Genomic DNA, 13905 nt, shown 5'->3' with positions numbered 1-13905 from the left:
CCATGCGCTACCCCGAGTTCTACGAGATGTATCGCAACGCGATCAAGAACACGTGGACGGTGGAGGAAGTGGATTTCTCGCTGGACGTGACCGATCTGAAGTCGAAGATGTCCGACGCGGATCGCCACCTGATCCATCGCCTCGTGGCGTTCTTTGCGACAGGCGACACCATCGTGTCGAACAACCTGGTGCTGAACCTGTACCAGCACATCAATGCGCCCGAAGCGCGCATGTACCTCTCGCGCCAGCTGTACGAAGAGGCGCTGCACGTGCAGTTCTACCTGACGCTGCTGGACACTTACATTCCCGACCCCACCGAGCGCAACAAGGCGTTCGATGCAATCGAAAGCATTCCCTCGATCCGTCAGAAGGGCGAGTTCTGCTTCAAGTGGATTGATTCGATCCAGGGTCTGCAGCGCCTGGAAACGCGTGAGCATCGCCGCCAGTTCCTGCTCAACCTGATCTGTTTCGCCGCGTGCATCGAAGGCCTGTTCTTCTACGCCGCCTTCGCCTACGTGTACTTCCTGCGCTCGCGCGGCCTGCTGCACGGCCTGGCCTCGGGCACGAACTGGGTGTTCCGCGACGAGTCCGGTCATATGGCCTTTGCCTTCGACGTGGTGCGCACCGTTCGCTCCGAAGAACCCGACCTTTTCGACGACGCCATGCGCACGCAGATCGAAGAGATGCTGGAAGAAGCCATCGCCTGCGAAACGCAGTTCGCCGAAGACGTGCTCTCGGGCGGCGTGGCCGGCCTGTCGGTGAAGGACATGCGCCAGTACCTCGAATACTGCGCCGACCAGCGCCTGGTGCAGCTCGATCTGCCGAAGAAGTACGGCTCGAAGAACCCGTTCGACTTCATGGACCTGCAGGACGTGCAGGAAGTGACCAACTTCTTCGAGCGTCGCGTGTCCGCCTACCAGGTGGGCGTGCAGGGTGATGTGGCGTTCGACATGGCGTTTTGATCGACGCTTTGCTCGTCATTCCGGCGCAGGCCGGCATGACGAGTAGGAAAAAGGACCGCATGCTCCCTCCCCTGCGAGGGTGAGGGAACATGAGTGCACACTTACTTGTTCTGCACGCTTCCCAGGCTCACGAACGGCAACGCACTGCTCCCGGTGTAAGTGGGCAAGTGCCCATCCCACTTCTCGATCGCCGACATCTGCACGATGTTCGGGTTTTCGCGCAACGCATTACCCTTCAGTTCGATCGCCTTGGCTTCCGCCGTGGCTATCGTGATCTGCGCCTGGGCACGTCCCTGTGCTTCGGCTTCCACCTTTTCCGCTTCGGCCCGCGCCTGCGCCACTTCGTTCTGGCGCTGCTCGGCCATCTGCGTGGCCTGGATCTTGGCGTTGATCGACTGCACCACGTTCTCCGGCAGGCGCAGCTCGCCGATCCAGTAGATCTTTTCCACCTCGATGCCCACGGCCGATACTTCCTCGCTCACGTCCTTCTGCACCGAGTCGATCAGGCTGGCCTTGCCTTTGCCGTACACCGATTCGATCTCCAGGCTGGAGGCTTCCTTCACCAGCGCATCGCGGATCATGTTGCGCAGGTAGACGTCCGTGATCTCGTCGATGCCCTTGCGATATTTCTGGAAGATCAGCGTCACCTTGCTCGGGTCGATGTGGTACGTGATGCCTACGTCCGCATTCACCGTGAGGCCTTGCGCGGTCTGGAAGCTGATCGACTCGTCGACCGCACGGCCTTCGGACATCGAGCGGGTGAAGGTGTATGTCTGCGTGAAGGTGGGGAACGTGTACATCTCGTAGCCCCAGCCCACCCAATAGCGGCCAGGCGGCAGTTCCTGCAGCGCGCCCTTGTCATCGCCGTACATCTGGAACTTCACGCCCACGTTGCCCGCCGGCACTTTCGAGCAGGCGGCCAGCAGCAGGGCACAGAGCGACAACGACAGCGTCAATACGCGTTTCATGGTGATCATTCCTTGTGAGTAAAACCGCGGCGCAGCAGCAGATAGCCCCACGCCAGTAGCAAGACCAGCAGTGCCAGCCCGACCAGCACGGCAAGCGTGCTGGCGGCCGAGACCAGTTCCGGCCCGATCACAGCGACGTACAACAGCAGGCAAAAGACGAACGGCCACAGCCGCTGCGCCAGCCAGTCGACAAGCGTCTTCATGGTTTTTCCCCGTGTGATGTTTCGTTGGCGGATGCCATATGGACGTCCATTCGCAAACGCTCGCTTCGGCACGATCACCGTGCCGAACCGATCTGCGACGAACGAAGGGTGCTGCTAACCCGTGGGTGCGATGACTCGCCGTGTGCGGCGGGACGGGTCGGCGGTGCGAAGCGTACGAGCCTTCATGTAAGCGCACTCCAGGCGCGCTGCAGGATGAGGACGGCGCGCACTCTACTCCGATTTTGATGCGTTGCAACAAGTCAGTGCTGACGGATATTTCGCCCGATCGGCCTATTGACTACAGCTGTAGTCACGGCGTAGCTTGACTACAGCTGTAGTCACCAGGACCGTACACATGGGCAAGCCAACCATTGGCGATCAGGAGCTGGCGCTCCTGCAGTACCTCGCCGAACACAACAACGCATCGGTGGGCGAAGTGGCCACCGGCTTCGGCGAACCGCGCAGCCTCGCGCGCTCGACCGTATTGACCATGATGGAACGCCTGCGCGGCAAGGCGTACCTGCGCCGCAAGCAGGTGCAAGGCGTGTATCGCTACAGCCCGGCCACCGGCCCGGGCGAAGTGATGCGCAGCGCGGTGGGCCAGTTCGTGGAGAAGACGCTCAGCGGTTCGGTGTCGCCGTTCGTCGCCTGGATGTCCGAACGCACGGACGTGAGCGACAACGAACTGGCCGAACTCGAAGCCCTCGTGCATCAACTGCAGTCGCGCCGCAAGGAGACCTGACATGAGCGCCATGGCCCCTCTCGCGCAGGAAGTGATCGCCCGCCTCGCCTGGACATCGCTGCAGGCGGCGCTGCTGGTCAGTGCCGTGTGGCTGCTCAACCGCCAGTTGCCGCGTCTCTCCGCTGCCACGCGTTCGCTGTTGTGGTGGCTGCTCGGCGTGCAGCTGTTGCTGGGCCTGCTGTTGCCGACGCCCGTGGCGTTGCCGCTGCTGTCGCCCTCCTCCGCCGAAACCACCGTCATCACCACGTCGGCGGCGCCGACCGAGCACCACATCGCCAGCGTCGGCCAAGGCTCTGCATCCTTCTCTGCGGTACCCGAAAACGACGCACCGACCGTGATCGTGCGCTCCACCACATCGACGCCGCACGCCTGGACGTCATGGCTGCCGGCGGTGTTCGCGCTGTGGCTCGCCGGCCTGATCGTGCAGATGATCATCACGCTGCGTCACTGGCGCGAAGCGCGCACAGTGGTTCGTGCATCGCGACCGCTCGATGATGCGGCATTGCAGGCACTGTGCGCCGAGCAGGCGCATGCGATGGGCCTGCGTCGTTGTCCCTCATTGCGTGTCTCCGATGCCATTCGTTCGCCACAGGTGAGCGGGTTGTGGCGACCGGTGGTGCTGTTGCCGGCCAGCCAGAACCTGTCTTCCGAAGAGAGTGCGCTGGCGCTCGCCCACGAACTCACGCATCTGCGTCGTGGCGACCTGTGGATGGGCTGGATTCCCGGCATCGCGCAGCGGTTGTTCTTCTTCCATCCCATGGTGTCGTGGGCGATGCGCGAATACGCGTTGAACCGCGAGGCGGCGTGCGATGCGCAGGTGGTTCACCAGCACGATGCGGCACCGCAGGACTATGGCCGTCTGTTGCTGCGCCTGGGCGTGGCGCATCCGCTGCACGCGGGCCTTGCCGGTGCATCGCCGACCTTCCACAACCTCAAGAGGCGACTGACCATGCTGCAGCTCAGCGATCAAGACACCACCTCACGCCTGCGCAGCTGGTTGCTGGTGGCGCTGGTCGCTGCCATCGGCGTGCTGCCGTATCGTGTGACCGAAGCCAAGGGCGATACGGCAACGGCGATTACGTCGAGCGTGCAGTCGGTGCCCGCGACACCAGCCACGCCTGTCACGCCATCAACACCGTCGACGCCTGCTGCACCGGTGACGAAACCATCGACGCGCGGCACCGTGACGCCACCGCCTGCTCCACCGGTGCCGCCGGCACCCAAGGCGCCGACACCGCCGCCTCCGCCGCCGGCACCTCCTGCTCCGCCCGCGCCGCATTCAACCGGCTTCTCCGCCCACCATATCGATATCGACACGCATACCGGTGCGCAGTACGGCTTCGCCTTGCTCGACAAGGATTCGGTGATCATCAACGGCGGCGACATCGATGTGGCCACGGCGCGCAGCATGCGCGGCAACGGCGAACCGCTGGTGTTGTTCCGTCGCGGCAAGGATTCGTACGTGATCCGCGACGAAGCCTATGTGGAACGGGCCAAGGCCGCCTATGCGTCGGTGACCGAACTGTCCAACGAACAGGGCCGGCTGAGTGGTGAACAGGGTCGCGTCAGCGGCCAGGAGAGCGGCATCGGTGCACGCCAGGGCGCATTGGGCGAACGGATGGCACGCATCGCCGAGCGCGAGGCCGCGGTCGCCGCTCGACAGGCACAGCATCCATTGTCCGACGGCGCTGATTCTCAACACGCTTCGTTCGATGCCGAGCGTGCCGAGATCGATCGCGAGCGCGCCGGCCTGGAACACGAACAGCAGGATCTCGAACAACAGCAGGAAGCGTTGGCAAAGCAGCAGGAAGCGCTCGCCCATCGCGAGGAACAAGCCGTCGAACAGGCCACCCAGAAGATGAGCCGCCTAGTGGATGAAGCGCTGGCGAAGGGTATCGCCCAACCGCTGAGCAACCGCTAGCGCATCGTGGTGGCGCGCGCCGCACGCCACCACGCACCCGGTTTCATTGAATCGCCAAACGCCCCGGCAAGCACCGGGGCGACGGGTGGCGCTTGCCCACGCAGATCCGATTCACGCATGGAGGGGAGAAGACATGCTCGGTTATTACGCGACGACCGCGATCAGCAGCCTGCGCCGAAGCAAGGCGCTGGCGGCACTGATGGTGCTGGTGATCGGGCTGGGCATCGGTGCCAGCATGACGATGATCACCATCTTCCACGTGCTCTCAGGCGATCCGCTGCCGGGACGCAGTGACCAGCTCTATGCGCCCGTGATCGATCCGCGTCCGCTCGCGCGTGACCACAACGAACCCGCCGAGCCGGACGGCAATTTCACCTGGCCGGACGCCATGAACCTGCTGCATGCGCGCCGCGCCGACCGCCAGGCAGCGATGGCCGGCGGCGCGGTGCCCGTGCGTCCCATGCAAAGTGGCGAGCTGCCGTTCTATGAAACCGGCCGCTACGTGACGGCCGATTTCTTCAGCATGTTCAAGGTGCCCTTTGCCACGGGCAGCGGGTGGCGCAGCGAGGATGACGAAAGCCACGCGCGCATCGTGGTGCTCAACAGCGAACTCAATCGCAAGCTGTTCGGCACCACGCCGAGTATCGGCCGCACGGTGCGCTTGAAGAATGCCGATTTCCGCGTGGTCGGCGTGCTCGACGACTGGCGTCCGCAACCGCAGTTCTACGCGCAGCTCAACGGCCGCGTGTTTGGCAAGACCGACCAGTTCTTCCTGCCGCTGCAGACGGCGCAGGATCTCGGGCTGGATTTCAACGGCCGCTTTTCCTGCTGGGACAGCGGCGGCGATGCGCGCACCAGCGATCACTGCGTGTGGCTGCAAGTCTGGGTGCAGCTCGACAACACGGCCAAGGCGCAAGCCTATCGCCAGTTCCTCGCCAGCTATTGGCGCGACCAGCAGTCACACGGACGCATGCCGCGCCCGGCGAACGCGCAGTTGTATGGCCTGATGGACTGGTTGACACGGCAACACGCCATTCCCGACGACCTGCGCCTGCAGCTCTCGCTATCGTTGGGTTTCCTCGCCGTGTGCATGCTCAACGTGGTGGGCCTGTTGCTGGCCACCTTCCTGCGCCGCGGTGGCGAGATCAGCGTGCGCCGCGCACTGGGCGCACGACGCTGGGACATCTTCCTGCAACTGGGCGTGGAATCGTGCGTGATTGGCCTGGCAGGTGGCCTGCTCGGACTGGGCATTGCATGCCTCGGCTTGTGGAGCGTGCGCCAACGCCCTGACGGCTATGCGCAACTCGCGCAGATGGACGCCAGCATGTTGTTCGGCACCTTCGTGCTCGCCCTCGTGGCCAGCGTCATCGCCGGACTGCTGCCGGCGTGGCGCGCGTGCCGCATTCCACCCGCCCTGCAACTGAAGACGCAATGAGGCCTGTCATGTCGCATTCGCCGTTGATCGCCAGTCTCTCGCGCCACAAGCTCACTGTATGCCTGCTGGTGATGCAGGTGGCCCTTACCTGCGCCATCGTGTGCAACGTGGCCTCCATCATCGGCCATCGGATGGCGCAGATGCAGTTGCCCAGTGGTGTGGCGGAGAACGAACTCGCCCTGATCGAAAGCATCAGCGTGGACGAAACCGCCAACCAATTGGCCAAACATGACGCTGATCTGGCCGCACTGCGCACCATTCCCGGCGTGAGCATGGTCGCGGCGGTGGATGCACTGCCCTTCAGCGGCAACAATTGGAGCAACGGCATCTCGCTCGTTCCCAACGGTCCCGCGCTGACGACCGCCACGGCCTACAACGGCACGCCCGACCGCATGCGCGTGCTCGGCCTGCATCTGGTAGCCGGCCGCCAGTTCTTGCCGGAAGAATATGTTCCGCTCGATGCTGCGCACGACTGGGCCGGCATCAACCATGTGCCCTCCACCATCGTCACGCGTGCGCTGGCCGCCAAGCTGTTTCCTGGGCAGGACCCGCTGGGCAAGGTGATCTATCCCGGCGACGGCCCTGTGCGCATCGTCGGCGTGGTGGATCACTTGCTGCGCCCGACGCTGGACGAGTCCGAGGCCAGCGATTACTCCACGCTCTTCCCCATGCTGCCCGACACCACCGACGTGACCTATGTGATGCGCACGACGCCGCAGGATCGCGAGCGTGTGCTGAAGCAGGCGCAGAAAGTGCTCGCCGGCCTCGACAGCAATCGCGTGCTGCGACGTCCACAGAGTTTCACGCAGATGCGCGAGGACTATTTTCGTCGTGATCGCACCATGATCACGCTGCTGTTGTCTGCCGCGCTGGGGCTGCTGCTGGTGACTGCCGCTGGCATTGCCGGGCTCGCGAGCTTCTGGGTGCAACAGCGTCGCCGCTCCATTGGCATCCGCCGCGCGGTGGGCGCCACGCGGCGCGACATCCTGCGTTACTTCCAGACGGAGAATGGGGTGATCGTGGGCGCGGGCGTCGTCCTAGGTGTGGTGCTGGCGTATGCGTTGAACATGCTGTTGATGCAGCATTACGCGTTGCAGCGGTTGCCTTGGGTGTATGTGCCGGTGGGTGGGGCGGCGTTGTGTTTGCTGGGGCAGTTGGCGGTGTTGGGGCCGGCGTTGCGGGCTAGTGGGGTGCCGCCGGTGGTGGCGACTCGAGGGTAGGTTTTTTGCCCGTCATTCCTGCGAAAGCAGGAATCCAGTGACTTTGCATTTGGTTGCCGCGGCACCGCTGACTGTTCTTCTGCAGCGCTTCCGCGACCTGGCCGCTTACGCAGCGGGCGTTTCGATCGGCTGCCGCCGCTCGAGTCACTTTTCTCTTGCTGGCCCAAGAGAAAAGTAACCCAAAGAGAATGGCCTTCAGAGCAAGGGCTCGCAGCATCGTGTTGGGATAAGCCCGAGCGCTCGAGGATGGTTGTGGCGGGACACCCATGGGAGGCCACACAGCGGGTACCCCGCAGCGTTGCGCAACGCGCCCGAATCGCAGAGGACTTAAAGCGGAGCCTCGCTTCGCATCGGTTCTTGCTTTGGCTTCGCTCTTCACGCCTTCTCCGCGTACCGCACCTCCCCCTCTCCCCTTGTGGGAGAGGGCTGGGGTGAGGGGCGGGTGCTCGCGAAAGGGTTGCTACTTCGCGCTTTGGCTCTTGGCTCTTCGGGGTCCCCGTATGACAGCGGCGGGCGGGTGGAGGAAAGCCCGCAGGGTGGCCGCATGGATGCGGCCAGTTTTTCGACAGGACAGGGACGTCCTGTCGAAAAACCCCGTAACCCGCCCGCGTACCTTCCGGGCGGAGCCCGGAAGGCGCGTCATCCGGGGTGCCGTTTCTTTTGGCATTGCCACCATCTCGGTGGTTACTTTTCTTTGGGCAAGCAAAGAAAAGTGACCCGGGCCGCGGCAGCGGTTCGGAAGCCCGCCGCAGGCGAGCCAGTTAGCCATATCGCGACAACCGAGCGATACAGAAACTGGATGACCAGCCATTCGGCTGTTGTAAGGCGCCTCCGGCCTACGCCGGGATGACGAGCTAAAACAAAAAAAGCCGCCCCATCTGGAGCGGCTTCATCCAATCGTCCCCTCATCTCAAAACACAACGAGAAAGAAGTAAGACAACCCTCAATCCTTCGGCGGCTTCATCTCATACTCCTTCGGCGGCACATCACCCGCGAGATTCCGCACGAAGTAATCCCACCGCTTGCGCATCATGTAGTTCGCCGCAGCACCGTAAGCATGATGCGCGTTGGGGATCAGCAAGAGATCGAAATCCTTGTTCGCCTTGATCAGCGCATCCACCACCAACAGTGTTTCGTACGGCGGCACGTTGTCGTCCATGGTGCCGTGGGCGAGCAGCAGGTGGCCCTTGAGGCCGGCGACGTGGTTCTGGTTGGCCTGGTCGTCGTAGTTGCTCTTGCCATCCTTGTCGGTCGTCAGCAGGCCCTGCCACTTCTCGGCCCAGTCGTCTTCGTAATTGCGGTTATCGTGGTTGCCGCTTTCGGCGATGCCTACCTTGAACAGGTCCGCATAGCGGAACATCGCCGTGGCCGTGGCGTTGCCGCCGCCGGAATGGCCCCAGATGCCCACGCGGTCCATGTCGATCCAGGCGTAACGCTTGCCCAGTTCCTTCAGGCCGGCCACCTGGTCGGGCATGGTGTTGTCGCCGATGTTGCCGAAGTACGCGTCGTGGAACGCCTTGGAACGCCACGGCGTGCCCATGCCGTCGATAGCGACCACGATAAAGCCCAGCTCCGCCAGCGCCTGGTGATCCGCGCGAGCCGGATTGAAACTGCGCGAACCCACGGAACCGGTCTGCGGACCGGGATAGACGTAGTCGACGATCGGGTACTTCTTCGCCGCATCGAAATGCGTGGGCTTGAACATCAGCCCGTACAGCTCGGTCTTGCCGTCACGTGCCTTCACGGTGAACGGTTCGGGCGCCTTCCAGCCCGACGCCAGCAGGCGCGTGATGTCCGCCCTGGCGATGGTGTTCATCACGTGGCCATCCTGCGCACTGCGCAGCACGGTGATGGACGGCGTGGTCGGCGTCGAATAGGCATCGGCAAACAGACGTCCATCCGGGGAAAGCGTAATCGTGTGATCGGCCGGCTCCGGCGCCAGCAGCGCCGGTGCGCCGCCATCGAGGCTGACCTTGTAGAACTGCTGGTAGTACGGATTGACGCCCTGCTGCCGACCCACGCCGCGGAACCACAGCGTGCGCGACGCCGCATCCAGCTTGAGCACCTCGGTGACGTTGCCCTCGCCCTTCGTGATGGCGTGCTTGAGCTTGCCGCTGTCCAGGTCGTACAGGTACAGGTTGCCCCAGTTGTTGCGCTCGCTGAACCACACCACTTCGTGACTCGCCGGCAGATACTGCCAATTGACCTTGCCGGTACCGCTTTCGTAATACGTGGGCACGCTTTCGTTGAACACCGTGCGCACGTCACCGGTGTGGATGTCGGCCACGCGGAACCAGGCCTGCTTGTGGTCGCGCGAGGACGACACGAACGCCAGCGAGCTGGCATCCGGCGCCCACTGCACGTCATCCCAGCCGCCATCGCGACCGCAGCTCACGTCGTCGCACAAGGTGGAACGATGCTGGTCGGGCTCCATCTTCAGGCGCAGCACCTTCCGTGCGCCCACATCGACGATCACGCGCTCGATCATGGTCACGTCCTTGTCGCCGACCAGCGGATACTTCCACTGCTCGACCTTGGGATGCCCCACGTTGGTGCCCACGATCACCATGTCGCCGGTCTTGCGCTGGTCCTGCTGAAACGTGGCGATGCGCTTGGAATCCGGCGACCACACGACGATGGCCTTGTTGGAATGCTTCCACCCCGCGTTGTCGGTGGCGTAGCCGTAGTTTTCGATGCCGTCGATGGTGAGCTGCGCCTCCTTGCCGGTGGCCACGTCGCGCACCCAGAGATTCCAGTTGCGCACGAAGGCTTCGCTGCGCTTGTCCGGCGAGAGCACGCCCGGTTCGTTGCCGATGCCTTCGACGCTTTCGTCGCGACCGGCCGCGCATGTGGCGGCATCCTTCATGTCGCACAGGTAATGCTTGCCATGCAGGTTCACGTCGAGCCGGCCGTCCGCTGCCGTGGTGAACGTGGTGATGCCCAACTTGTCAGCGCTGATGGTCTTGCCCAGCGCCTTGCTCAGTGCCGCAGCGAGGCGTGCATGGTCGAACGCGGGCTCGGCCTTGCCGGTGCCCGTGTCGAAACGCACGAAGTGATCGCCGGAGGCATCATGGTCGCGATACCAGAAATGCGCGTCGTCGATCCAGGTGACCGTCTGCACGGCGTGATCGACCAGGGGTGTGACGTTGTAGCCCACGTATCGCTCGGCGCCCGCGTAGTCGTCGTTGGTGAGCGTGCGCCCTTCTGCCGCCACGCCCGTGGATAGAACGATGAGTGCCGCCGCACCCAGAAGGCGCGCGCCATGTGTCTTCGATGCCATGCTGGTTCCCCGGTCAATCGTTGCATACGGCCGCGTGTGTTCTGGCGGCCCGAATTTTGATTCTAGTGCGACTTGGGGTGGCGGACAGTGGCCATTGGTACTGGGCGCGGGTGATTCGTGCGAGCGACGGGCTGCCCCCAACGTGCGGGCAACTTCGGCGACAATAGCCAGAGCGCAACCTTCCCCGACCACGCCATGAACCCAGCCAACGCCGCCACCACGCTTTCGACGCTGCCCGAAGCACGCATGCTCGAGATGGTGTTTCCCGATCACACCAATCACCTGGGCACGCTGTTCGGCGGCCAGGCGTTGGCATGGATGGACAAGGCCGCGTTCATCGTCGCCTCGCGCCATGCGCGCCGCACGGTGGTCACCGCGCGCTCCGAGGAAGTGAATTTCCGCGTACCCGTGCGCAAGGGCCAACTGGCCGAACTGGTCGCGCGCATCGTGCACGTGGGCCACAGTTCGATGACGGTGGAAGTGGAACTGACGGCGGAAGATCCGCTCACTGGCGACCGCCGCGTGTGCACCACGGGCCGCTTCGTGATGGTCGCGCTCGATTCCAATGGCACGCCCGCCACGGTGCCGCCGCTGCCGGTCATCAGCGAGTAGGCATTTCCTGTCTGCGCGGCGCGTCCAGGCGCGTCATGACACGGCGCTCGCCCAGCGCATAAGTTGGTTCCCGCGTCCGCGTGAAGGCGCATCCGCTTCGGAGATCCTCGATGTCGCCTCGCTTCAGCATCGTCGGCAACTATCTTTCGCCCTATGTGCGCAAGGTCCTGGTGTGCATGGACCTCAAGGGACTGGCTTACGACATCGATCCGATCACGCCTTTCATCGGTGACGATCGCTTCAGCGAACTCAGTCCGCTGCGGCGCATTCCGCTGCTGATCGAAGGCGACCTGGTGCTCAACGATTCGTCGGTGATCTGCCAGTACCTAGAAGATCGCTTTCCCACGCCGGCGCTCTACCCCGCCGACATCGCGCAGCGCGCCAAGGCCCGCTGGCTGGAGGAATATTGCGACACGCACCTGGCTGGACTGCTGGTGTGGAAACTGTTTTACCAGAAGGCCGTTCGTCGCCACGTCTTCGGCGAGGAAACGGACGATGCCATCGTGAAGCAGGCGCATGAGGTGGAGATTCCCGCGGCGCTCGATTACCTGGAAAGCCAGTTGCCGGCACAAGGTTTCGTGTTCGGTGAGCTGTCCATTGCCGACATCAGCATCGCCGCGTATTTCCGCACGGCCGCTTTCGTGCGCTATGCGATCGATGCGGCGCGATGGCCGCGCGCGGCAGCGCTGGTGGAACGCACGCAGGCCTTGCCGGCATTTCACCGACTGACGCACTGGGAAGACACCATGCTGCGCCGGCCGATCACTGAGCAGCGCGCGGCCCTGCAGGCCGCGGGAGCACCGCTCACTTCATGGAGCTTGGCCACGCTGACGCCGCGCAAGGGCCTTGCGCGCGTGGACTGACGCTCGGCGCCGTCTCAGCGCAGATGCAGCCAGTGCAGGTGGATGCCGTTCTCGCGATCTTCCGCGCGGAAGCCTTCGCGGCCTTCCACCACGATGCCCCACACGGCGCGCATCTTTTCGCCCTGCGGCTCGTCCACGCGCACCTGCTCGCCCAATGCGATGGGGAAGCGGGTTTCCAGCATCATGACCTGGTCGCGCTCCCACACGAGGATGGCCGGACGACCGGTGTTGGCGCCCCAGCCCAGGTGGATCTGCACGTCCTTCGGTGTGTAGGTGCCGCGGTTGTCGAGCTTCCAGCTCTCGGACCGACGCAACAACTCCTGCAGGCGCGGGTCGCTCCAATCCACGCGATTCCCCTTCACTTGCGGCTTGTGTGCGTTCATGCGGTTGACACATCCCATCGGACGATACGGCTGCGTCGCGGCGTCTGGCGCCACGACAGGACACCGCGCCATCGCCATGGATAGATGACGCGTATGGCCGGTTATCGGCGGTGCGGCGGTGAACTTGAGGGCGAGGCGCGCTCGCCTAGGGGCGCGTTTTCAGCGGGTGATCGAGGCCGCCGGCCGTGCGCATCATGAGATGGCGCGCGAACGAAAGATGGCCTGCGACCGGCACCACTTCGTCGCGAATCCAGCGCAGCCATGGCGGCCTGCCATGCACCATGCGCGTCAACGCACCGATGCGCCGCACGACGGCCTTGTGCACGGCGTGGCGCAACGTCGCGTAGTCGTTCATGCGGCCCATGTCGCCGGCCAACGCATCGGCGGCGCAGTGGGCGTAGACGTAGGCATCCTCGATGCCCAGGTTCATGCCGCGCGCACCGATGGGCGAGTGGATATGCGCCGCATCGCCCGCCAGGGCCACGCGACCGATGCCGGTTTGCGCGGCCACGCGATGGCCGATATGGAATTCGGATGCCCACGACACCTGGCCCAGCGTGCCGTAGCGGCGCAGTGTCGCCAAGGGATCGCGCGTGTTGCCGATCACTCGCCAGACCTGTCCCGAAAGGCGCAGCACGAAGATGAAGCCATCGGGTTCGAACAGGATGTGTGCGCGAGTCGCATCCAACGAGGACGCCATCGCGATGTCCCACAGCTGCCACGGTTCCGGCAAGGTGCTGCCGGGAAAATCGAGCGAGAGCGCCGCTCGCGTGGCACTGCGCGCACCGTCGGCACCCAACAGAAGGCGACTGGCGACCTGTTCGGTGCGACCGTCGGCATGAGCGAGCGTTGCCTTCACCTCGGCGAGATCCTGCGAGAGCGACTCGAGCGTCACGCCGCGCTCCACCGTGACGCCTCGCGCGACCAACGCCTTGGCGAGCAGTGCTTCGGTGCGCGCCTGCGGCAGCACGGTCATCATGGGGCGCGCTTCTCCCGCGGGCGGCAGATCGAACGCCAGCACATCGTGTCCGCCCTCGTGCAAGGTGGCGCCATGCACGGGCCATCCTTCGGCGACGATCTGCTCGTCGACGCCGGTGCCATGCAAGACCTCCAGCGTGCGGCTGTTCACGGCCAATGCCTTCGACGTCGTGGCGGGGGCTAGGGCCGTATCGATGATGCGCACCGGTATGCGCCGCTGCGCGAGGAACAGCGCCGCGGCCAGCCCCGTGGGACCGGCGCCCACCACGAGCACGCCGGGATGCATCGATGTCATGGCCGCCCTCCCGGACCCAGCGATCGGAGTGTGCCGCCAACCG

At 64.3% G+C, this 13905-nt stretch carries 12 protein-coding genes; 7 read left to right on the top strand and 5 right to left on the bottom strand.

All coding sequences use genetic code 11. The features are described from left to right. Window positions 1-2: 2 nt before the first annotated feature. A complete protein-coding gene (locus tag ABIC75_RS15035) occupies window positions 3-962 on the top strand; it encodes a ribonucleotide-diphosphate reductase subunit beta (RefSeq protein WP_354014860.1) in 960 nt (319 codons plus the stop codon). A gap of 101 nt (window positions 963-1063) precedes the next feature. On the opposite strand, the gene ABIC75_RS15030 is transcribed toward ABIC75_RS15035, so the two are convergent. Both ABIC75_RS15030 and ABIC75_RS15025 read right to left on the bottom strand, forming a co-directional pair. After that, a complete protein-coding gene (locus tag ABIC75_RS15030; protein ID WP_354014689.1) occupies window positions 1064-1930 on the bottom strand; it encodes an SPFH domain-containing protein in 867 nt (288 codons plus the stop codon). A gap of 5 nt (window positions 1931-1935) precedes the next feature. Continuing rightward, complete coding sequence (locus tag ABIC75_RS15025) at window positions 1936-2133, bottom strand: hypothetical protein (RefSeq protein ID WP_354014688.1); 198 nt, start codon at window positions 2131-2133, stop codon at window positions 1936-1938. A 355-nt stretch (window positions 2134-2488) separates the two neighbouring features. Here ABIC75_RS15025 and ABIC75_RS15020 point away from each other — a divergent pair, with 355 nt between their 5' ends. The 4 genes from ABIC75_RS15020 (at window position 2489) to ABIC75_RS15005 (ending at window position 7451) form a co-directional block, all read left to right on the top strand. Beyond that, window positions 2489-2875 carry a BlaI/MecI/CopY family transcriptional regulator gene (locus tag ABIC75_RS15020; protein WP_354014687.1) on the top strand — a complete coding sequence of 129 codons (387 nt, stop codon included), beginning with the start codon at window positions 2489-2491 and terminating at the stop codon, window positions 2873-2875. Between the two features lies 1 nt (window position 2876). Continuing rightward, entirely contained in the window at window positions 2877-4796 is a 1920-nt protein-coding gene (locus tag ABIC75_RS15015; protein ID WP_354014686.1) for a M56 family metallopeptidase, read from the top strand. Window positions 4797-4929: 133 nt separating this feature from the next. Beyond that, on the top strand, window positions 4930-6231 hold the full coding sequence (locus ABIC75_RS15010; RefSeq protein ID WP_354014685.1) for an ABC transporter permease: 1302 nt from the start codon (window positions 4930-4932) through the stop codon (window positions 6229-6231). An 8-nt stretch (window positions 6232-6239) separates the two neighbouring features. Next, on the top strand, window positions 6240-7451 hold the full coding sequence (locus ABIC75_RS15005; protein WP_354014684.1) for an ABC transporter permease: 1212 nt from the start codon (window positions 6240-6242) through the stop codon (window positions 7449-7451). A gap of 943 nt (window positions 7452-8394) precedes the next feature. On the opposite strand, the gene ABIC75_RS15000 is transcribed toward ABIC75_RS15005, so the two are convergent. Then, window positions 8395-10731: a S9 family peptidase gene (locus ABIC75_RS15000; protein ID WP_354014683.1), complete on the bottom strand. Its 2337-nt coding sequence runs from the start codon at window positions 10729-10731 to the stop codon at window positions 8395-8397. Window positions 10732-10926: 195 nt separating this feature from the next. Here ABIC75_RS15000 and ABIC75_RS14995 point away from each other — a divergent pair, with 195 nt between their 5' ends. Both ABIC75_RS14995 and ABIC75_RS14990 read left to right on the top strand, forming a co-directional pair. Beyond that, window positions 10927-11343, top strand: a complete 417-nt coding sequence (locus ABIC75_RS14995) for an acyl-CoA thioesterase (RefSeq protein ID WP_354014682.1) — start codon at window positions 10927-10929, stop codon at window positions 11341-11343. Between the two features lie 110 nt (window positions 11344-11453). Continuing rightward, complete coding sequence (locus ABIC75_RS14990; protein WP_354014681.1) at window positions 11454-12206, top strand: glutathione S-transferase family protein; 753 nt, start codon at window positions 11454-11456, stop codon at window positions 12204-12206. 14 nt (window positions 12207-12220) lie between these two features. On the opposite strand, the gene ABIC75_RS14985 is transcribed toward ABIC75_RS14990, so the two are convergent. Together ABIC75_RS14985 and ABIC75_RS14980 are read right to left on the bottom strand one after the other, a co-directional pair. Further along, a complete protein-coding gene (locus ABIC75_RS14985) occupies window positions 12221-12589 on the bottom strand; it encodes a hypothetical protein (protein WP_354014680.1) in 369 nt (122 codons plus the stop codon). Window positions 12590-12734: 145 nt separating this feature from the next. Continuing rightward, on the bottom strand, window positions 12735-13862 hold the full coding sequence (locus tag ABIC75_RS14980) for an FAD-dependent oxidoreductase (protein WP_354014679.1): 1128 nt from the start codon (window positions 13860-13862) through the stop codon (window positions 12735-12737). Window positions 13863-13905 lie beyond the last annotated feature (43 nt).

Origin of the sequence: Dyella japonica, assembly GCF_040545895.1 — a bacterium.
GTDB lineage: Bacteria > Pseudomonadota > Gammaproteobacteria > Xanthomonadales > Rhodanobacteraceae > Dyella > Dyella japonica_D.
The sequence above is the reverse complement of the archived record's forward strand: the minus strand, read 5'-3'. Positions and strand labels throughout refer to the sequence as shown.